At 64.0% G+C, this 21,429-nt stretch carries 13 protein-coding genes; 8 read left to right on the top strand and 5 right to left on the bottom strand.

The genetic code is table 11. From position 1 onward, the window contains the following. Positions 1 to 32 precede the first annotated feature (32 nt). Together JOF56_RS17030 and JOF56_RS17025 are read left to right on the top strand one after the other, a co-directional pair. Positions 33 to 491, top strand: a complete 459-nt coding sequence (locus tag JOF56_RS17030; protein WP_209638934.1) for a very short patch repair endonuclease — start codon at positions 33 to 35, stop codon at positions 489 to 491. 31 nt (positions 492 to 522) lie between these two features. Continuing rightward, the gene (locus JOF56_RS17025; protein WP_209638932.1) at positions 523 to 1,671 is read left to right on the top strand and encodes a DNA cytosine methyltransferase; all 1,149 of its coding nucleotides are present in this window, start codon (positions 523 to 525) and stop codon (positions 1,669 to 1,671) included. Here the strand turns inward: JOF56_RS17025 and JOF56_RS17020 are convergent. Beyond that, entirely contained in the window at positions 1,665 to 2,630 is a 966-nt protein-coding gene (locus JOF56_RS17020) for a NaeI family type II restriction endonuclease (RefSeq protein WP_209638930.1), read from the bottom strand. The two genes, JOF56_RS17025 and JOF56_RS17020, sit on opposite strands and share 7 nt — an antisense overlap. A 257-nt stretch (positions 2,631 to 2,887) precedes the next feature. Further along, positions 2,888 to 3,544 (bottom strand): KpnI family restriction enzyme N-terminal domain-containing protein, encoded by a 657-nt coding sequence (locus JOF56_RS17015; RefSeq protein WP_209638928.1) that lies wholly within the window; start codon positions 3,542 to 3,544, stop codon positions 2,888 to 2,890. Between the two features lie 321 nt (positions 3,545 to 3,865). On the opposite strand from JOF56_RS17015, the gene JOF56_RS60125 reads away from it, so the two are divergent. Genes JOF56_RS60125 through drmB form a run of 4 tightly spaced genes read left to right on the top strand, consistent with a single transcriptional unit; the run spans position 3,866 to position 15,070 of the window. Continuing rightward, on the top strand, positions 3,866 to 8,527 hold the full coding sequence (locus JOF56_RS60125; protein WP_209638926.1) for a sacsin N-terminal ATP-binding-like domain-containing protein: 4,662 nt from the start codon (positions 3,866 to 3,868) through the stop codon (positions 8,525 to 8,527). A gap of 2 nt (positions 8,528 to 8,529) precedes the next feature. Continuing rightward, on the top strand, positions 8,530 to 10,107 hold the full coding sequence (locus JOF56_RS17005; protein WP_245379654.1) for an NERD domain-containing protein: 1,578 nt from the start codon (positions 8,530 to 8,532) through the stop codon (positions 10,105 to 10,107). After that, positions 10,104 to 13,256 (top strand): helicase-related protein, encoded by a 3,153-nt coding sequence (locus tag JOF56_RS17000; protein ID WP_209638922.1) that lies wholly within the window; start codon positions 10,104 to 10,106, stop codon positions 13,254 to 13,256. The genes JOF56_RS17005 and JOF56_RS17000 overlap by 4 nt, the downstream gene beginning before the upstream one ends. Further along, complete coding sequence (gene drmB, locus JOF56_RS16995; protein ID WP_209638920.1) at positions 13,253 to 15,070, top strand: MrfA Zn-binding domain-containing protein; 1,818 nt, start codon at positions 13,253 to 13,255, stop codon at positions 15,068 to 15,070. Before JOF56_RS17000 ends, drmB begins: the two co-directional genes overlap by 4 nt. 173 nt (positions 15,071 to 15,243) lie before the next feature. Here drmB and JOF56_RS16990 read toward each other — a convergent pair whose 3' ends face one another. From JOF56_RS16990 to JOF56_RS16980, 3 genes are all read right to left on the bottom strand, one after another. Then, entirely contained in the window at positions 15,244 to 16,155 is a 912-nt protein-coding gene (locus JOF56_RS16990; protein WP_209638918.1) for an MBL fold metallo-hydrolase, read from the bottom strand. Between the two features lie 9 nt (positions 16,156 to 16,164). Then, entirely contained in the window at positions 16,165 to 19,224 is a 3,060-nt protein-coding gene (locus JOF56_RS60120) for a UvrD-helicase domain-containing protein (RefSeq protein ID WP_209638916.1), read from the bottom strand. Between the two features lie 233 nt (positions 19,225 to 19,457). Next, a complete protein-coding gene (locus tag JOF56_RS16980) occupies positions 19,458 to 20,150 on the bottom strand; it encodes a TetR family transcriptional regulator (RefSeq protein WP_209638914.1) in 693 nt (230 codons plus the stop codon). An 85-nt stretch (positions 20,151 to 20,235) separates the two neighbouring features. Here JOF56_RS16980 and JOF56_RS16975 point away from each other — a divergent pair, with 85 nt between their 5' ends. Together JOF56_RS16975 and JOF56_RS16970 are read left to right on the top strand one after the other, a co-directional pair. Then, complete coding sequence (locus tag JOF56_RS16975; RefSeq protein WP_209638912.1) at positions 20,236 to 20,448, top strand: DUF6372 family protein; 213 nt, start codon at positions 20,236 to 20,238, stop codon at positions 20,446 to 20,448. A 257-nt stretch (positions 20,449 to 20,705) separates the two neighbouring features. After that, the gene (locus JOF56_RS16970; protein WP_209638910.1) at positions 20,706 to 21,428 is read left to right on the top strand and encodes a hypothetical protein; all 723 of its coding nucleotides are present in this window, start codon (positions 20,706 to 20,708) and stop codon (positions 21,426 to 21,428) included. Position 21,429: the final 1 nt, after the last annotated feature.

Raw genomic sequence — 21,429 nt, 5'->3', positions numbered from 1 at the left:
GGCAGTCCCAAGTCTTGAGGGACAATGCCGGTATGCAGCGATTACCCACGACCGAGGGCACCCGGACCCGAATGAGCAGGCAGCGGGCGCGGGACACGAGCGCGGAGACGACGCTGCGACGGGAACTGCATCGCCTCGGTCTGCGGTATCGGATCCATCGTCGACCGTTGGTGTCAGTCCGCCGCGAGGCCGACGTGGTGTTCGGTCCTGCCAAGGTGGCGGTCTTCGTCGATGGGTGTTTCTGGCACGGATGCCCAACACACGGCACCTGGCCGAAGCGCAACGGCGAGTTCTGGCGTACCAAGATCGAGAAGAATCGCGCCCGGGATCTCGACACCGACCGGCAACTGGCGGAAGCAGGCTGGCTCTCGATCCGGGTGTGGGAACACGAGGATCCTTTGGCTGCGGCGACCCGGATCGCTGAGGTGGTAACGGCACGCCGATCCCTGGCCCGGATCCCAATGCCCGGGATTGTCAGTGGGGTCGGCTAGTGTTCGCGGTGTGGGATCACGACTGTTCACGATGATCGACCTGTTCGCGGGTTGTGGCGGCATGACCTCGGGATTCATGGCCGCCAAGGGGTACAAGTCGGTGATGGCGGTCGAGTTCAACCTCGAGGCAGCCGCGACATACGCGGCCAACTTCGGTGAGGCTCATACTCACTACGCGGACATCGCTGACATTCCTGATGAACAGGTCCCGGCGGTTGACGTGATCATCGGTGGACCGCCCTGTCAGGGCTTCTCCAACCTCGGTTCACGCAACGTAAACGACCCGCGCAACAAGCTGTGGAAAGAATACATTCGCTTCGTCCGACATGCGCATCCGAAGGTCTTCGTGATCGAGAACGTCGACCGGTTCTTCTCGTCGAGTGAGTTCGCGCTCCTGCAGGCGGAGACACGGCCAGGCGGTCTGCTCGAGGAGTATCACCTCGAGGCTGGCTTCCTGCTGGCCGCCGACTTCGGGGTGCCGCAGCGTCGCAAACGAACGATCGTCATCGGTTCGCGGATAGGCGAGATACCGCTACCCCTGCCTACCCACATCCGACCAGGTTCGCTGGGCAAAGAGCCGGAATGGCACACCACTCGGGACGTGCTCACCGGGCTACCCACGGTGCCAGCCGTCCGTGACCTGCCGGAATCCTGGACTCGCGTCTTCGACCAGCGCGTACGCGGGGTCTTCAAGAGCCCCGACCTGCACATCGGTCGCAACCCGACACAACTCTCCCTGGATCGCTACCGCCACATCCCACCCGGTGGCGGCCGCTTCAACCTGCCGGACCATCTGCTGTCCCGGTGCTGGCGAGAGAAGAAGACAGGCACCACCGACGTCATGGGCCGAATGCAATGGGACATGCCTTCTCTGACGATCCGGACTGAGTTCTACAAACCGGAGAAGGGCCAGTATCTCCATCCGCAATGGCACCGCGACGACCCGGATCGCAGCGTGGACCGACCCATCACACATCTCGAAGCGGCGCGCCTGCAGACCTTTCCGGACGATTTCGTCTGGTGTGGCAGCAAGATCGAGATCGCGAAGCAGATAGGTAACGCAGTGCCATCGATGCTGGCCGAAGCGATCGCACACCACCTCAAGCCCTATCTGCGTGGCAAAGGTGGCACACGTCCCAAGGAACTGCCCTGCCGCCTGTGCCAACGGCGCAGTCAGTAGTGGATGTTGTCCGGAAGCGGCTGCACGGCTTCCCCTGGTCTGGCGATGGCGTAACCCCTCTCGGCGATGTCGGCGACAGGGCGATCGGTAGTTCCGACCGGGACTTCCACAAGCCGCACGGACAGGAATGTCCCTTTGGGCGGCACAGGTAGCCGCAAGGCCCGGGCGATCTTGGGACTGTCGTTCTGATGCCCCAGGACGGCGATCCCTTCGGGACGCAAATGCCTTCGAGCATCTCGGCACCGTTTGAGCCCGTCCTGTTGCTGGGCCACCGTGACGGCTGCGTTGCGGTCGATCAGCTGTCCCTGCACGCTCCGCAGCAACTCGTTGATCTTTCGCTGCCCGGACCCTGCACTCATGATCCGATCGACCGTGGTACATGGAAGCGATAGCAGCAGATTGTGCGGGAGCGGGGCGTTGCGTGCGAGCCAGGCGATCGATGCCTTTGCCTGTTTGGTGATAGTGGTCTTGTGATCCTTGTTCCGACCCTGGTTGAGGATCTCGGGACGGATCCGGATCACTCCGACGTCGAACGTGCTCTTTCGATCGTTGGCGCTCATCAGCAGGCACAAATGCCCCATGGCTTCGGTGGGGATGGCCCACGCCCCTGTGAGTGAGAACTTGGCATCGATATCGTGGCCTGCGACCTCGTAGTCCATCTTGATGCCTTTGGATAGTTCGAAGGCAGCGCGGGTGACGATCTCGACCTTCGTGCCGAGGTAGGTCTTCTCGGTCTTGGCGAGGTCGTCGATGTCGAACCGGCCCGTCCTCTGACCGTCAAGTACCTCGTCAAAGGACTGTCGGAATACTGACCCGAACCGCGCTTGCAGGTCCCTATGCCCGCGGAACCAGTCCAAGACCGCTTGCAGTGCCGATTCGACTGCGCTGCCGGACTCGCCGCCATGACCGATGTCCTCTGGCCCGCTGGTCAGGTCGAACAGGCCACCCGTGTCTCGCATGAGAAGAAAGGTAGCGGAGTACGGACGGGCGAGGAGGTCCATTCGCCCGGTCCACACTGGATCAGAATTCGCCATCGGTGTCGGCGAGACTGTCCTCGCCGCAGTTTGGCACCGATCTCCGCGACGGTTACTCATCCGGTGTGCGAGCAACGCGACGTTGCTCGTTCTGCATCACCTCTTTACCCGCCTGGTGAGGTCAGGCGACTCGTCTAAGCCAGTCCACACTCACAACAGCGGTCCACCGGACCCAGCCTGAGTCAGAGCAGCAGGCGGTAGCTGCCCGGAGCCAGTTGCGGATCCTCGTCGGCCGAGCGGATATCCCAACCCTCGTCCCGTAGGTCGCCGATTGCGGGCTTCCAGGTTCCGCTCTTGGCCACATATTCGAGATCATCACGGTCGGCGGCCTGAGGGCTGACGGCTTTCAGGAAAGCGAGGATGCGGTCTCGGACCGTGCCGCTGCTTCTGCGGATATCGGAAGCGAGTTGCCACTTCCTTGCCAGTTCTTCGTCCCGTTCCCCCCGGAGGAGGATGTACTCGTCGGGGCGGAGCGTGGATCGCTGAACCCCGCTCTCGATGGGCCACCCCTCCTCGACGCGTAACTCGCGGATTCGCCGCGGCCATTCGGCGATCCCGGCGACCCCGGACAACTCCGGACCCGAGACGACCTGACCAACGTGTCGCAGCAGATACCGCAGCAGGCGCTTCTGTGCTCCGCCCAGCCCCAGGAGAACGCCGACTCTCGCCATGTTTTCACGGTGAAGAGCCATGCTGAGCCCCACGGCCGCACTGGCGTCCTGCCAGTCATCCTCCGTAACCCTTTCGGCGGTACCAATCTTGTCCAGATGGCTGATTGCAGCAGTCAAGGCATCCCGAGCGCCCGCGATAGCGGTACGTAGTTCGTCGTCCGAACACATAGGTATAGTCTTTCATGCAATGCGACTCACTCGCCCGCGCTTTCGGTCCACCGTTACAGATATCCGAGCCTGTCGATTGGGTCGTACTGCGGCCCATTTCGACAGCGGTAGTGGCGGTGACCGGGAATCGTGTCCGTGAACAGAATCGGCTATCGAGAACTCCGTCGCAGTCGCGAAGGGGTCCAGCCAGGGGCCGCCGATCGTGTCGCATCGGATTCCAGCAGCTCAGGGTTTCTCGCCATCTGAGCCAGGACGCCCGATTCGGACTGTCCACACGTTTCGCAGGGAGATGAACATGGTCGACAGTGGACGAAGCCGTTGGTGACCGCCGACAGTGCCTGGAACCAGGAGGATCCGGACCTGGTCCGATGGCTTGAGCAACACCGTGTGAACACGCTCAAGGCCTACGCTGCGGATCGACTTCTGCTGGGCGAGCACGCGAACCAGGAAGACAGTTACAGGACTGGGGGCTATTCGCGACGACAGATTCTGGAGCTGGTCCAGAATGCGGCCGACGCACAGCACGAGAACCGGCGGGGCCGCATCGAGATACGTCTCGTCGGTGAAACCCTGTACTGTGCGAACGAGGGGAAAGCCTTCTCCAGGGGTGGGCTTGAGGCCATCTGTCACGCCTTCCTCAGTGACAAGCGTGACGAGGCGATTGGCAGGTTCGGCCTCGGGTTCAAGTCTGTGCTGGGCATCACCGGGAATCCAGCCGTCTTCAGTCGGTCGATCAGCTTTGGCTTCGACGCCGAGCGGGCGGCAACGGAGTTTCGTCGTCTCGATCCGACCGCCACACGCTTCCCTGTACTCCGCATGCCTGCTCATCTCGACGTGATGGAGGAAATTCAGCGCGACACCGTGCTGGCCGATCTGGCTGAATGGGCCACCACGGTCATCCGTTTACCGCTGACAGCGGACGCGGCTCGGCTCGAACGCGAGCTCAAGGACTTCCCGCTGGAATTCCTGCTGTTCGTTCCGAGAGCGTCAACCCTACGAATCGTGGTCGATCGCCCAGAGAACGAACGCGTCGAACTGGAGCACGAGTGCATTGCGCTCCCTGACGGGGTGCGCCGCCTTCAAACCAAGGGTCGTGCACCGTCGGACTGGCGGGTATGGCAGGGCATACACCGACCATCACCCCAAGCCCTGCAAGAGGTCGGAGAGGCAATCCGCCGCGAGAGCGTCAAGGTGACCTGGGCAGCGCCGTTGGCCTCGGACCTCTCGACGCTGGGGCGGTTCTGGGCCTATTACCCACTGACGGAGACCACGTCGCTTCGCGGCATCCTGAACGCTCCCTGGCAGATCAACGACGACCGCACAAGCCTCCTCCGCGGGAAATTCAATCAGGAGATCCTGGAGAGGATCTCCGCTCTCGTCGTCCAGGGTCTGCCGGACCTCGGCGATCCAGCAGACCCTGCCCGCCACTTCGACTACCTGCCTGCGCGAGGTCGCGAGGCGCCGAATTTCGCCGATCGGTTCCTCACCGAACGCGTTCCGCAGCTGGTAGCGGCGGACGCATGCATTCCCGACCGCGACGGCGTGCTCCGTCGTGTCGACGAGCTGCGCTTTCCGCACCAAGAGCAGGTCCGACTCGACGCTGCCTTACTCAATGCCTGGTACTCGGCCCCAGGAGGCCCACGCTCGGTGCCCCACATTCAGTGCTTTCGCAACACCACCCGACAGGCGCGGCTGCGCAGTCTGATCCGCGCCGACGACACACGGGCTGCGTCCGTCGAGTTACCCGCCCCGGCCTGGCTCGAACAAGTTGTCGGTAACGCGACTGACAAGGAATGCGCATCCGCTCTCCAGGTCGTCGCGGCTACCAAGGATCAGGACACTCGACATAGGTTCCTGTCCGCCAGGATTCTGCCGGATGACAGTGGACGCTTGTGGCCACTGAGCGCGACCGGAGATGTGTTCCTCCGTGGGGACGCCCTCACCAGCCAAGCCAGGATCAGCCTGGTGCGACAGTCCCTTCTGGCACTTCCCGATGTCGAGCCTCTCCTTCATGAGTTCGGCTTTCAGGACGTCAATCCCGCCGACGAGCTGGCCAAGCTCACTCGTGCGGACACCAAGAAGTGGGCCAACGCCGAATGGGCCGAGTTCTGGCGGCTGGTGTCCGACGTGCCGAAATCCCTTGCCGAGCAACACCTGGAGGACCATCTCGCCAAGGGACGCAGGCTCAAAGTCAGATGCCGGGACGGCTGGTGGCATTACTCCGACGAAGTCGTCATCGCAGGCAAGGTCCGGCCGCAAAGCCCTGTGATGGTGCTCGACGAGGACTTCCATCACGATCTACATCCCGACCTGTTGCGACGGATCGGCATTGCCGCCGAGCCTGTGGTCAGTCGTGCGCTGGCCCAAGACTCGACCTACCTGGAGTATCTGCGACGAATCCGTACGACGTACCTGTCGAAACTGCCGGCGCGAGGTCGGCCCTCCGATAAGGAGCTCGGATTCCTGGACCACGACCCGGTGGGGCCTCTGCACATCCTTCGTAGATTCCGGGATTCCGGCGACGTCGAGTCGTGTATGGGCTGGACCGATGCGCTCCTCAAGCTGGACGTCCCCGACAAGTGGATGTTCGGGCGCGTCGCCCGCAAGACCCTTTCGCCCATTGAGGTTCTCGCGCCCTCGGTCTGGGCAGCCAGGGAATACGGACTGCTGGCTACCTCGTGGGGGCCGCGTCCAGCCACGGGCAGCGTGGCCCGGACACTGCTGGCGTACGCGCCTTTCCTGCCCGTGGCCGAGTGGCAGGCCGCTGACAAGTTGCCCCTGACCGAGTCCCTGGCCGACATCGCTCCAGGTATCTGGCAGGAGTTTCTCGGTCGGGTGCCCTCAATAGGGGACGCGTGGACCCTCGGTGGCCTGGTCGCCGAGGCGGCCCGCACTCTGCCCGAGAGCGAAGTACCGGAATACGTACCTGCGATCAGCGGCTCCTCGGGCTGCCGCGTGCCACGCGAGGAGCTTCTGATCGCCAGGACGGAAGAGGAAAACCTGGCTCTCGCCCAGCGAAGGTCGGCCTACGTCGTGGTCTCCGATAGCGCACTCGCCACGCTTCTCATCGACAAGTGGGGCTGCACTCTCGCGTCATCCCGACTGCGCGTGGAGGTGCTGGCTGAGAACCCGGCCGAGCCCGTCGTCGTCCTGGACCGCTACCGCGGCCTCCGTCCGCTTGCGGAGGGCGCGCTTCACAACGTGGACCTCGTCGAATGCGGCGACCTCTTCCGACAGATCACAGGACCGGAGGGGGTGGACCGGGAACCGGCGGATCTGCTGCGCGACGGCAACGTCGTCTACCATCGCGCAGCGCTGCAGGACGAAGATCTCCTAACACGGCTCGCCAATGAGTTCCGTATCGAGCTGAACACCAACGCGATCGCCCGAATCCTCGAGGACTCGCAGGACGAGGCGGTCCAGACACGCATCGCGATGTGCCGCAAAGAGCGGAACCACCCTCGGAAGCTGTTGCACCTCCTGGATGTGGAGAAACTCGAGGCCAGGCTCCCAACAGGGCTGCTGGACACCGTGCGCAAGCTCGACGACGACGAGGGAACTTATCAAGTCGCACAGCTGCTGGTGGACGTGCACGGCTACGACGTCCTGCGTGAACTGCGCCACGACCTCAAGGCCGCAGGCTTCCCGGTACCCGACCGCTGGGCCGGAAGCCCGCCCGCAGTAGGTTTCGTCCGCAGCCTCGGTTTCCCCACCGAATACGCCGGGGAACGCGGTTCCCACCTCGAACCTGACCTGACCGTGCTCGGGCCACCTCGCCTTGGTCCCCTTCACCCTTACCAACAGGAGCTCGCGGAGAAGATCCGGCGCCTCGTCGCCGACCGAGGTCGGGGCTTGTTGTTCCTGCCAACCGGCGCAGGCAAGACCCGGGTCACTGTGCAGGCACTGGCGACGGCGTTCATTGAGGACGGTCTGACGGGTCATTTGCTGTGGGTCGCCCAGAGCGAGGAACTGTGCGAGCAGGCCGTCCAGACATGGAGCACCGCGTGGCGCGATATCGGTGACGGCCGAGCCCTGCGGATCTGCAGGCTCTGGGACCGCAACGAAATCGCCGAGGGCGAGAACGAGCTGATGGTCGTCGTGGCCACGGATGCGAAACTTACCGGGTGCCGAGACGATCCAGACTACACATGGCTCGCGAAACCGGCCGTGGTTGTGATCGACGAGGCGCATGAGGCAACCGGCAAAGATTACAGGAAACTCCTTGCCTGGCTCGGGTTGGATACCCGCCGGACAACCAGGCCCTTGCTCGGGTTGACCGCCACGCCGTTCAAGGGCACCAATGAGGAGATGACCCGGCGGCTGGTGGGACGGTTCGGCGGCAACCTGCTGGACGTCCTCGGCGATGACCCCTATGGCAGGCTTCAGGAGCTGGGAGTTCTCTCCCGAGTCAAGCATCAGGTCCTCGACGGCGGTGCAGTGATCCTCGATGCGGAGGAGGCCGAGACCACCCAACGCACACGGCTGTTGCCTTCCAGCGTCCTGGAGCGCCTTGGTCGTGACGAGGCAAGGACATTGCGTTTGTTGGAGCACATTGCAGGCCTGCCACCGGAGTGGCCGGTCCTGGTGTTCACGGCATCGGTGTTATCGGCCCAGGTCTTGGCAGCCCTGCTGCGTGTGCGGAAGATCCCGGCGGCCTCGATCAGCGGCTACACACGCATCCATGAGCGCAGGCGCAGTATCGAGCGGTTTCGTGGCGGCGAAATCAGGGTTCTCACGAACTGTAACGTCCTGACTCAGGGTTTCGACGTCCCTGGCGTCAGAGCCCTGTACATCGCCCGCCCCACCTTCAGCCCCAACGCCTACATCCAGATGGTCGGGCGCGGATTGCGCGGCCCCGCCAACGGAGGCAAGGCAGAGTGCCTGGTGGTCAATGTCGCGGACACGTTCGGTCAGTTCGGCGAACGCCTCGCCTTCAGGGAATTCGATCACCTATGGGAACGACAAGGGGGACGAGACACGTGAGGATGATCCCCGCCCCCGAGACCTTCGGCTGTATCGACAGTGTCGCGGAGCTACGAGTGGCAAAGCTCCTCGCTCAGGCAGATCTGGGCGTGCCGACAACCTGCCTGTACTCATTGAGACTACCCATCCACGAATACAAGCGGATGTCCGAAGTGGACTTCGTCGTGGTGTGGGACGACACCGTCCTGGTCATCGAGGTGAAGGGCGGACGCATCGGCCGCCGGGACGGCCTGTGGACCTTCACCGATCGCTACGGACAGACTTACGAGAAACGCGAAGGTCCCTTCGAACAGGCTGCCTCTGGCATGTTCGCGCTGCAACGCCGACTTATGGACCGTCTGCCGCATCTCGACGTCGCCTTCGGCTCCCTGGTGCTCACCCCGGACCAGGAACTCGACCGGGACCTGGAGTGGGAGCCCCGACAACACGCCGGGCCGCGGGCCATGAGCGTCCGCGCGCTGGAACAGGCTCTGCGGCGCGCTCGCAGCTTCTGGCACGAACGCCTCGGCCACCCGGTACGAGGCGGCGCCCGCAAGGAGCTGCTGACCGTGCTCCGCCCGGACTTCGACCGGGTGCCCAGTCTGGCCGCTCGGGCAGCAGGGCTTGAACAGGAATACGTCCAGCTGGCCGAGCGGCAGTACGACCTGATCATCGGAGTTGAAAACAACAAGCGGATCGTGTGCACGGGTGGCGCGGGTTCGGGCAAGACGCTACTTGCCGTGGAGACGGCGCGCCGTGCCGCCGCCTCTGGGGACAAGGTCCTGCTTACCTGCCGATCCCCTTTGCTGGCTGGGGTGCTCCGCGACGCTGTCGCAGGCTCGGGCGTCATCTGCGGCGCATTGGCCGAACTGCAGGGAGCGTCATCCGCCGATGTCCTCGTCGTCGACGAGGCCCAGGACCTCATGGACGTCGACGCCCTACTGCAACTGGATGATCTGGTCCAGGGCGGATGGTCGACCGGTCGTTGGCGGATCTTCTGCGATCCCAATAACCAGGCCAACGTCGATGGAACATTCGACAGGCAGGCTTATGACGAACTGGCGGCCAACGCAGTGCCCATCGACCTCCCGTACAACTGCCGCAATACCTCGCCGGTGGTCCTGCAGACCCAACTCCTCACCGGGGCCGATCTTGGAGTGGCCCGAGCGGGAGCCGGTCCTGTTGTCGAGTACAAACGCCACGACGACGACCAGGGGGCGGCCCGGCTGCTGGACACGCAATTCAGCAGGCTTCGACAGCAGGACGTCGACCTCGCCGACGTCGCAGTTGTCACTCTCCGGGATCGGGTGGAGGACAGCGCCGCAGTGAACTCCAAGGCATTCCGTACCGGTCTGCTCACAAACCGGCCGGACCCGCGAACGAAACAATCGGGTACAGCCCGGCTCGTTACGAGTGCCCAGATCAAAGGGCTTGAGGCAGCCCACGTCTGTCTGGTCGACGTGGAGGAGATCACAGAACCCGCCCGACTGGCACGCCTGTATGTGGCGATGACCCGGCCGAGGATCAGTCTCTGGGTTGCCATCAGCGAGACGGCATGGCAACAGCTCGAGCAAGGCTCAAGCGAGAGGACCATACCATGAGCGACCGTGCTCAGGTCGGAGTGCGCGACGATCTGCTCGCCTACTTGCTTGATCAATACCTGGGTCCGGCGTCGGGCCTGGAGGAAGTCGTCCACACCAGACCAGAACACACCTACCTTGTCGGGACGCTCTATCCCCAAGGGCCGTCAGCCGAGAGGCACTACGGCGACAGCCTCGGAATGGATGCCCACGACGAGGAGCTGGACGAACCCATCGAGATGGCGAACAGCTGGCATCCGGCCTCCGCCGCCATCTCGTTCCTCCACGACGCTTCCAGGCTACGCTGCGAGATCAGTGCAGGCACTTACGAGAGGATTCCAGGGAACGAACCGAACACGCATGGCAATCAATGGTCGCGGCGTGACTGGCGCGATGAGGCAGTCTTCCGTGCAGACGGCACCCCCGATGACAACAAGGTCGAGCTCCTAGGCGGGCGAGCGCAGTTGGTTTGCGTATGGCGCAAAGCGGGCACGGCATGGTTGGTGACCGTCGCCCTCGAGAACCGTGCCGAGCATGACGAGGCGGAGTCCCCGCCGCCGACCGAGATGTGTCTCTTTCAGACCGCCTTCGTCTGCCATGTACAGGATGGCCGGATCCTGCCGTATCCCAGTAGCACTGATTTGTCCGACGAACCGGAGGACCAAGAACTTCGGCTGTTGTATCGGCACCGACGCGTATACGGCATCGGGCATGGCTGCTCCGTCGACTGGACCAGAGACCCTGACGGCGAGATCCGTACAGTGCAGACGAAGATGCTGCCCGCCACGGTCGTTCCTGGTGTCGCACGGCCGTCAAGCGGAGGCGACGTGCTTCGGATGGCCTACCTCGCAGACGAATCGGTCGATGTCAATGAGCTTCTCGCGCAGCTCAGGGATTTTGTCGGCGGCTACGAGGCGTGGGTCGCCCAGCGCGTACAGGACGCACAGACTCTCGAACCGTTCCATCAGCCCGCTGCCCGGCGACTCCTCAAGCGGATGCGACGCGCGGCCGTACGCATGCACGAAGGAATCGACCTCCTGCGCGATGATCCGAAGTGTCTGCTGGCCTTTCGCCTCGCCAATGCAGCCATGTTCGAGCAAGTGTGCCAGACGCGACATGTGAAGGATCACCCCGGCGAACTGGGCATGTCACTCGTCCCCCGAGACCCGTACGGCGACGAGCCTCGCTGGTATCATTTCCAGCTCGGATTTCAACTGCTCAGTCTGACCTCGACCGCCGACGGATCGCATGCCGACCGCAGCGTCGTCGATCTCGTCTGGTTTCCCACCGGTGGTGGAAAGACCGAGGCATATCTCGGGCTCGCCGCGTTCGAAATGATTCGCAGACGGCTTGTGGACGGCCTGCGCGGCGGCGGCACCGCCATCCTAACCCGCTACACCCTCCGGCTCCTGACGAGCCAGCAGTTCCAGCGTGCAGCCACTCTGATCTGCGCCCTGGAACGCCTGAGGGAAAGCCATCTCGACTTGAGAGATACTCCACCGTTCAGCATCGGCCTGTGGGTGGGCGGCGACACCACACCGAATAACTACAAGGACGCCCTCAAACGGGTCAACGAGTTGCTTCTTGCGCAGAAACCGAAAAATCCTTTTCAGCTACAGAACTGCCCATGGTGCGGAACGCTGATCGTTCCCAGGAGACGACAGCCGAAAGCACCCGATGGCGGACCGAGCCCGGCATACGGGGTCAGAGCCACGAAAAGCCACTTCGAGCTCTTCTGTCCGCACGGCGATTGTCCGTTCCATGAAATCCTTCCAGTGGGCGTGGTCGACGAACAGATCTTCGCCGACCCACCCACGTTGCTACTGGCGACAGTGGACAAGCTCGCTCGCCTGCCGTGGGTGCAGGACGCGGGCCGGCTATTCGGACGGGGCTCGGTGCCCTACAACGCACCGAGCCTCGTGATCCAGGACGAGTTGCATCTGCTGTCTGGTCCGCTGGGAACCACAGTCGCGTTGTATGAGGCGGGAGTGCACGCCCTGCTCTCCTGGGACGGGAGCACCCCGAAGATCGTCGCATCGACAGCCACAATCCGTGCCGCCGCCCATCAAGTACGCAGTCTCTATGGTGCGCCGGTCGAACTGTTCCCACCCAGCGGACTCGACGCAGACGACAGCTACTTCGCACGCACCGATCGGACAAGCCCAGGCAGGCTCTACATAGGTCTGATGCCGCAAGCCTTCACACAGGCCTCCGCCACCATTCTGAGTAGCGTGGCAATTCTCCAGGCACCCGCCGTTCTAGGGTTGTCGGACGGGGAATTGGATTCGTACTGGACACTGGTCATCTACCACAACAGCCTGCGTGAACTCGGGCGAACGGTGACTCAGGTACGAGATGACGTCGACGCCATGCTGCAGGCCCGCAGAACCGATGCGACAGTCACCCGCAGCCTGCGCGGCGGCGGCGTCGTGGAACTCACCAGCAATGTCCATGCCGATGAACTGCCCGAGATCATCACACGTCTGGAACAGAAGGTTGGCCAGCGGGATGCCGTCGACGTCCTGGCGACGACCAACATGCTCTCGGTGGGTATCGACATAGGCAGGCTAGGGGTGATGCTCATGAACGGACAACCGAAGACCACGTCCGAGTACATCCAGGCCACCAGCCGAGTCGGTCGGTCCGCCGCGGTTCCGGGACTGGTCGTCACTCTGCTCCGGGCCAACAAACCAAGGGACCGCTCCCACTACGAGTCCTTCCGCGCCTACCACGAGTCGCTCTACCGGCACGTCGAGCCCACCAGTGTCACGCCCTGGTCGTTGGCCTCTCGCGAGCGGTCATTGCGAGCCGCATTCGTCTTGCTCATCCGACACGGAGTGGGACTCCGCCGTAATGACCAAGCTGGGGACTTCTCCGCTGACGACCCGGTTGTGCGTCGGGCCCTTGAACGGTTGGCCGAAGCCGCCCGCCGCGCTGATGCCGATGAAGCCGATGCTAGCGAGCGTGAGCTACGGCGCATCGCCCAGGAGTGGCACGAGCGCGCCAAAGCAGTCACCGCCAGGGGCGAACGATTGTTTTACCGATCCAGGGACCACGCCACCTTGCTCAAGGATTTCGGGACAGGAGGCGAGGGCTGGCCAATCGCGCACTCCATGCGGTCGGTCGATCGGCAGGTGCGGATCCTGGCTGTCGGAGAGGGGCGTAGATGAGAACCGTACGGCTGAGTCAGACCATTTCGCCCTTTGGTGTAGGAGCCATTGTGGACGTAATGGGGGAATCTCTCATGGGTGTCGACATCAGTGAATGGCCCTACGAGCGAACGGTGCGAGTGGAGTCCAAGAGGCTCGAGGAACGCCTGGGGGTGCACGAGCTCCGCTCGCCCCCAAGCGTCCCGGCAAGGCCGTCGATCAACAGCCCAGGGATCCCATACCAGCGTTTTCCCCGGTGGCTGTTCTGTCAGGACTGCCGTCGGATGCACCACTACCGTGCCCAGCAGGAGACCGGTGAGGCGCCCCAATGCGGCCAGTGCAGGGGAAAGTTGGTGCCAATGCGATTCATCGCGGTCTGCGCGACCAGGGGACATGTCCGGGACGTGCCTTGGGACAAGTGGGCGCACTCCGCGCCCGAGTCGGATTCCCAGCAGCGGTGCCAAGATCATATGCTCGTCTTCGACACGGCCGTCAGGGGAAACGAAGGGCTATCCGGTCTCGTCGTGCGCTGCCTGACCTGCGGTGCTTATCGGAACCTTGGTGACCTGCCCGCCAGGGGGGCGCTCAGCCGAATCGGAATCGCCTGTACTGGAGGACAGCCGTGGCAACGAAACTCTCCGCCTTGCGACCAACCTCTCGAGATGCTGCAGCGGGGTGCAACCAACGTTACGTTGGCTGACACCACCACTGCCCTTGACATTCCTGAGCCAGCTGGCAGTGCTCGGGACATCGCAGCAGAGGTGCGCCAACACCGCAACTTCGAGGATGTGTGCAGTGCGCCCCACGGCCCTCGAGCCTCTGTCCTCGTTGGGCTCATCGCCGAAGACCTCGGAATTGATGAACGGCAAGTCCGCCAGGCGCTTGACGGCGACCCGAACGAGGTCCTACGTGAGATGCGGCGAGGGCTCCTCAGCGACGAGTGGGATGCATTCCTTGAGGCCACCGGCTCGACCGACGAGCCTGTCGGCACGCCTGACTTCGTCATCAGTGCCACCGAGCTCAGGCGCCTCGGAGCCGACACCTCTGTCGTGACAGAACAGTTGAGCGGACTTGTCGACGCGGTGGTTCTCGCACATAGGCTGCGTGAGATCCGTGTCCTCCATGGTTTCCGTCGCTACACAGCCGACGCCGACCTGGTCGACGTGAATCTCGGAAGGAGAGGACGCGGACGGTGGCTTCCGGCCGTCGAATCATTTGGGGAAGGGATATTCGTCTCGCTGAATCAGGAACGTCTCACCGAGTGGGAGCAGGAGGAGATGGTCCGTGTGCGGGCTGCCGTACTGGAGGATCGCCGCCGCCGCAGCATCATGGGGTCGAGGCTTTTCGAGGCGACACCTCGAGCCGTGCTGCTCCATACACTGGCGCATATTGTCATGCGTAGGCTTGCTTTCTCGTGTGGTTATTCCTCAGCCTCCCTGCGTGAGCGTGTCTACGCCGAGACCACTCCGCGGTCCGAGGCAGGATTTCTCATTTACACAGCTGCGGGTGACGCCGAGGGCACTCTCGGAGGCCTTGTGCGGGAAGGTGAGGCGCCCAGACTCGCGCGTACCCTTGTTGCCGCAATAGAGGAAGCTGGATGGTGCTCGGCCGACCCACTCTGCCGGGAAAGCCGCGGACAAGGGTTGAACAGCCTCAACCGTGCTGCGTGCCACGGCTGTTCGCTAGTCGCGGAGACGTCGTGCGAACGGTCCAACGTCTTGTTGGACCGGGTATTGGTCGTTGGAGATGACAAGACACCTGGTTTTTTCCAGCCAGTACTTGAAACCATCCGCGCTGAAACAGTGGCCCGGTCCCGATATCTTGCCGATGAGTAATTGCTCTCCTACGTCTCGTTTGGGCCGTCGATGGCTGTGCGAAGCAAGGAGGTGCGAGTCAAATGAGGGCGAGCCCTTCTTAGTCAGGATCGTGTGAGACCCCTGAATGAGGACGGGGCCATGCCAAGGACGGAATCGCCCAATCGTCTATCACTCCATAGAACAGACAGACGTCACAGGGCGCAGTGCAGGGGGCCGCCGTTGTAGGTGATGGCGTCGGTCAGGGAGGCGACGAGGTTCATCTCGGTGTTGGTTGCCTCGGCGTAGGCGCGGTGCAGGTTGAGGACGATGCGTTCCTGGTCGGGGAGGTCTTTGAACTCGCCGAGGGTGGCTTCCTGGGCGGCCTGGAGCGGGGTGAGGCCGCGGTCGAGGCCGGACTGGGCGGTGGACTGGATGAAGCGGTAATAGCGGGCGTGGAAGTCCAGGACTGGGCCGAATTCCTCGCCTGTGAGGAGGGGGCCGTGGCCGGGGACGACGTGGGCGGCGGGGAATGTGCGCAGCCAGTCCAGGGCTTTCAGGGCGCCGGCGACTGAGCCCATGAAGACCAGGGGCGTGACCTGGTGGAAGACGAGGTCGCCGGTGAACAGGACTGCTGCGGAGGGCACCCATGCGATGGCGTCGCCGACTGTGTGGGCGGTGTAGCCGGGGTGCTGCACCAAAACAGCTACGTCGCCGGCGTACAAGGTCATCGCCGAGTCGAAGGTGACGGTCGGCGCGCGGACGGCCGAAATTCCCCAGTCTGGGGTTGGGGACCAGATCGGTGGGGTGTTGGCGAGCAGGAAGTCCGCGAGGATGCCGTCCCGGGTCAGGGTCTGCGAGACGATCACGGTCGAGTCGGGCAGCAGGGCGTTGCCGTACATGTGGTCGCCGTGCAAGTGGGTGTTGACGGCCATCTTCAGAAGGCCGCCGTCCGTGGCCGTGGCCACCGCGTCCAAGAACAAGGCAGTTCGCTTGCGGGTGGCGCACGTGTCGATGAGCACCACATCTGAGCCGGAGTGCACGACTCCGGCGTTGTTCAACCACCACGAACCGTCGGGCTGGACCCAGGCGTGGATGCCGGGGGCGACCTCGTGCAGCGCTGACATAGGGCGAACCTATAGCAACCGCAGCTGCCTGCTCTTGCGTGAGGTCCGCCCTGCCAGCTGTTCGGCGAGGTCGGGGCCGAGAGTCTTCAGGAAGGGCGACGGCGTGTCCCGATGGCTGATGTACAGGTGTTTCTGGGCGCGGCTCACCCCGACGAAGAACAGCCGCCGTTCCTCGGAGACGTCCTCGGCCCACCGCATTGGCAACAACTGGTCAGAACAGCCCACGATGAACACGACCGGGAACTCCAGGCCCTTCGCCGCGTGCAACGTCAGCAGTGAGATGCGGTTCGCGCGCGGGTCCCAGGTGTCGACCTCGGCGCCCAGCGACAACTCGGCCAGGAAGGCGTCCGGGGCCAGGCGCGCGGCCAGTGGGGCCAGCAGTTCCAAGGCGTCCTGGACGTCAGGCGAATCCACGGCCTGAGCTGCGCGTTTCAGCAGTGCGGGAGTGTTGGGCGAGTCGACGACCATGTGCCGCAACAGTTCCTGGACGCCTGGGTGGCCGCTGAGCCGGTTGTGGGACCGTTTCTGGAAGGGCAGGCCTTCCCGGGAGAGCGTTTCCATCACCGGCCGGGCCTGCGCGTCGGTCCGATACAGCACGGCGATGTCGTCAAAGGACAGTCCACCTTCGACACCATCACCAGATACGCGGCCTGAGTCGTGGGCGTGGAATGACGATCCGCCAAGCAATTCCTCTATGGTCTGGACCACGAACTCGGCCTCGGACTCGTCCGAGGCCGCCGGGTAGATACCGATCCTGGACCGGTCGCCGGGCTCGGACCGCATCGCCTGCAGTTCCCGGTCCGCGACCAGCGTCGACGGTTTGATCGCCGCCACGGCACCCGCGACGATCACCGGGCTCGACCGGTAGTTGCGTGTCAGGTGCACTGTCCGGGCAGTCGGGAAATCGCGCTGGAAACGCAGGAAGAATCCGACATCAGCCCCACGGAATGAGTAGATCGCCTGATCGGGGTCGCCGATCGCGCACAGATTCCCGGTCGGCGGCGTCAGTTCCTGCAGCAGCCGGTACTGCAGTTCGTCGACGTCCTGATACTCGTCGACACAGATGTAGGTGAACCTCGACCGATAGTGCTCCACCAGGTCGATCTGCCTGGACAGTAAAGTCACCGGCATCGTCAGCAGATCGTCGAAGTCGACGAGATCCTTGCTGTGCAAGGCTTTGTCGAACCGTTCGACCAGTCCGATCAGGTCGCCGTCGATCTCCTCGCCGATCGGCAGCTCACCGGCGGCCGCCGCCGCCATCCTGGCAGCAAGCATTCGCTTGGCACGTGAGATGTCCTGCAGCGCCCGCCGCGGCTCCTCACCGATGATCTCCCGCAGTACGGCGATCTTCGTCGGCTCGTCGGCGACGCTGAAATCCGGTGCCAGGCCGAGCTTGTCATGCTGCTCACGCACCAGCATCAGGCCGAACTGGTGGAACGTGGTAACGGTCATCTCGGCGGCCGACGCAACCAGGCTCGCCAGACGTTCCCGCATCTCCTCAGCGGCTCGTCGAGTGAACGTAATAGCCAGACAGCTAGCGGGATCAACACCCTGCGAAAGCACCAGATGTGCCAGCCGGTGCGTCAAAGTCCGCGTCTTGCCCGTTCCCGGACCGGCCACGATCAGCAGCTGACCGTCCACAACAGACGCCGCGGCCCGCTGGTCGGGATCGAGGCCGTCCAGCAACGAAGCCGAGGACTCGTAGACCACCGCCGGAGCCGGTCGTTCCACCGGAACCTCGACAATGGGCTTGATCCCCCGCCGGGAGACCACGATCTCCTCGACCGTGGGCACGTCGAACAGGCCCGGCGACTGGTCGGTCGGCGCGTCCAGCTCACCCGGCGCGAACATCTTGATCGTCCCGTACTCGCCGTCGAATCCGGGATCGCAGCGCACCTGACCGCTCCGCAACCGGTCGATCGCCTCATGCACAAGCGGATGCTTGATCTCGGAAAGCGGAACCTCCATCAGCATCGGCAGTTCCGGCCCGTACGAGTTGACCAGGTCGGTCACTGCCGTGCCGACCGCCTTGCTCTTGGGGCCGACCTTGAGAATCTCGCCCATGATCTCCGGCAACGGCACGATGCTCCACGCCTGTCCGGCGTTGGCCGGCCGCGTGCCGGCGTCCCGGTCGGCGAGCTCCGCGATCCGGTGCAGCACGCCGACGGTCAACGGCTTCGAGCACGACGGGCAGATCGCGTTCAGCTTCTTGGTCTCGGCCGGCTCCATCCGGATGTCGCATTTGCGGTGCCCGTCCAGGAAGTACTTGCCTTCCTCGGGGAACATGTCCACCGTGCCGACGTACCCAGGGCCGTCGCGCAGGGCGTCACGCAGCGCGAAGTAGCTCAACTCGGTGTCGAAGACGGTCGCGTTGCGGCCGAGGATCGGCGGCGAGTGCGCGTCGGAGTTGCTGACCAGCCGATACTTGTCGAGGCTGGACACGCGCCAGTTCATCGTCGGGTCGCTGGACAGTCCCGTCTCGACCGCGAAAACGTGGTCGGCCAGGTCGGCGTAACAGTCGGCGACCGCGTCGAACCCGGATTTCGAGCCCAGCACGGCGAACCACGGCGTCCAGACGTGCGCGGGCACCAGGTACGAGCCCTCGCCGGACTCCAGCGTGATCTCCAGCAGGTCCCGGGAGTCCAGACCGAGGATCGGCCGCCCGTCGGATCCGAGATTCCCGATCTTGGCCAGGCTCGCGGTGAACTTCTCGGCCGCCTCGAACGACGGCACGTAACAAAGGTGGTGCACCTTGCGGGTGCGGTCGTCACGCTTGTAGATCGTCGAGATCTCCACCTCGAGCATGAACCGCACTTCGCCGTGACAGCTCGGCGGCAGCTTGCGCAGCACGTCGGCGTCGATGTCGTCGCGCAGCTTGAACAGGCCGGGCTCGGCGGGCACCAGGGTTTCACGCAGCTCCTGCGCCCACGCGGGATGCGTGAAGTCGCCGGTGCCCAGGACAGTGATCCCCTTGCGCCGCGCCCACCACGCCAGGTTGCGCACGTCACAGTCGCGGCTGCAGGCCCGGCTGTACTTCGAGTGCACGTGGAGATCAGCGTAATAACGCACCGACGGATACTGCCATGACCACCCCCGGACCCTTCGGAGGCTGGCCTTTCCGGCGGCGTGGCGAGCGATGACGATCTTGCTGGTTCCACGTGGATCAGCGGATCTTCGCCGAAACGGTTGAGCCGCTTCAGGTTTACCTCTCGCCCAAGTTCACCCGGTCATCGGAACAACAACACCCGAATGGCCCTGGCCAACGATCCCAGGCTATCTTCCGTCGAAATTGGCACTGAGTGTCAGCGTTCGAGCGCGTCTTCGATCCGGCTCATCACACTGGCCAACGGCATCCCCCGGCGCATGACCGCGACAACGACGTCGTCGACATCCTCGGAGCGGGCCGCGGTGACGCCCAGCGTCTCGCGGATGTAGCGGAAAGCGCGGTCCGCCTTGCCTAGTACGTCACCTTTGCCACCGGCTTTGAGGTACTGCCGGAGAACGTGGTTGTGCGCAGCGACGACCGCCGAACCGGCAACCTCCGCCCACAGCGCACCGTCCGGTTCGTCGCCGACACGGCCGACGAGATACCGCGTGACAGCGATGTGATAGCTGTGCGCACTCGCGATCTCTCTAGCCCGCAACTGGGGGAAATCGCGTGTCAACCGGTACCGCTGTACTGCGATAACACCTTCATCGAGATAAGCCTCAAGCACTCCGTGCACCGCCCGGCACGCCACCGACAACGGCGACTCGTCGATCGGCGCCGTGGCGAAAACCTCCGCGACCCGCAGCAGCCGCGCCTCATGGTCCGGGAAGATCACGTCTTCCTTGGACGGGAAGTACCGGAAGAAGGTCCGCCGGCCGACCCCGGCTGCCGCCGCGATCTCGTCGACCGTGGTCTCCTCATAACCCTGCGCCTGAAACAGGTCGATCGCGGCCGCTGTCAGCGCCTCGCGGACCCGGCGCCTGCGGTCGGGCACCCCGCTCGTCATGCCGGAAAACTAGCACGAGGTGTTGCGCAATGGCACTGAGTGCCATTAGTGTGTTGAGTCACGCTCACCAACGATGGAGGCAGCGATGAATCCGAGCACCGCCTGTCTGTGTGTTTGCGCCCCGGCGGGCCACCACCACAGCACCTGCCAGTCCACCGCCGAACCAGGTCTGAGCGTGGCACTGAGCCAGTCCACCACCAGGCCGATCCGCGTCCCGGCGTGCCGCCCCTGCTACGAGGCCGTCCGCCGCGCACTCTGGGCAGGTGTCGGCCTCCGCCTGCACCCAGCCAACGCCTGACAGAACCCCCGGCGTGACCACCCCGCCAGTTTTGAACCCTCGAACCCCACTGGGCCCCGGCACATCCACAGGCCGGGGAGCGCTGGTCGCCGTAACCTCCTGCAACTACGTCGACCAGCGCACTACCCACGCCACAACCTTCACTCTGGACGCACGACCACCAAGATTCCGATCCAACGGGTGTGTCGTGCCGGTCGCTGCCCAGTGAACTGGGACGATGTCACCAGTAGCGGCGATGGAAGGGTGGTGATCCACAGATGAAGGCGGATGCCCTCGACCGGTTCTCCACCGCGCTCTACACCGTGCCCGAAGCGGCCCGCTACCTGGATGTCCCGCCGAGCACACTGAAATCCTGGGCGCATGGCTACCGCAACCGTCCAGCCGGCCGGCCCGAGGTGGTCGGAGCGCCGATAGTCACCGCGCTTTCCCGCGATCACATCCGGCAGCCGGTGATCCCTTTCATAGGCTTGGCCGAAGGCGCGATCTTGAGCGCGATCCGCCGCAGCGGTGTTCCGATGCAACGCATTCGCCCAGCCCTGGAGCAACTCGGCAACCAGTTCGATCTGTCCCATGCGCTGGCGAACAGGCGTCTCTACACCGACGGCGCTGAAGTCCTGTTCGACTACGCGGAAGGCACCGATGACCCTGGCCTGGTCCGCGCCGCGCGGGAACTTGTTGTGGTGCGCAACGGCCAGCGAGTGTTCAACGAGGTAGTGGACGCCTACCTCCAGCGCCTGGAATTCGACAGCGAAGGCTACGTACGTCTGATGCGGCTACCGGCTTACGCGGTGGCCGACGTCGTCGTCGACCCCGCCCGGGGGTTCGGTCAGCCGATCTTCGCTCACGGCGGTGTGCGGCTTGAGGATGCTCTCGGTTTGTTCCGCGCAGTCGAGCCGCTCGACGTTGTCGCCGACGAGTACGGCATCCCGCGCGACCATTTAGAAGACGCAGTCCGTATCGCTACCCGGCCTGCGGCTTGAC

The organism is Kibdelosporangium banguiense (genome assembly GCF_017876405.1).
In the GTDB taxonomy this organism is placed as follows: Bacteria; Actinomycetota; Actinomycetes; order Mycobacteriales; family Pseudonocardiaceae; genus Kibdelosporangium; species Kibdelosporangium banguiense.
The sequence above is the reverse complement of the archived record's forward strand: the minus strand, read 5'-3'. Positions and strand labels throughout refer to the sequence as shown.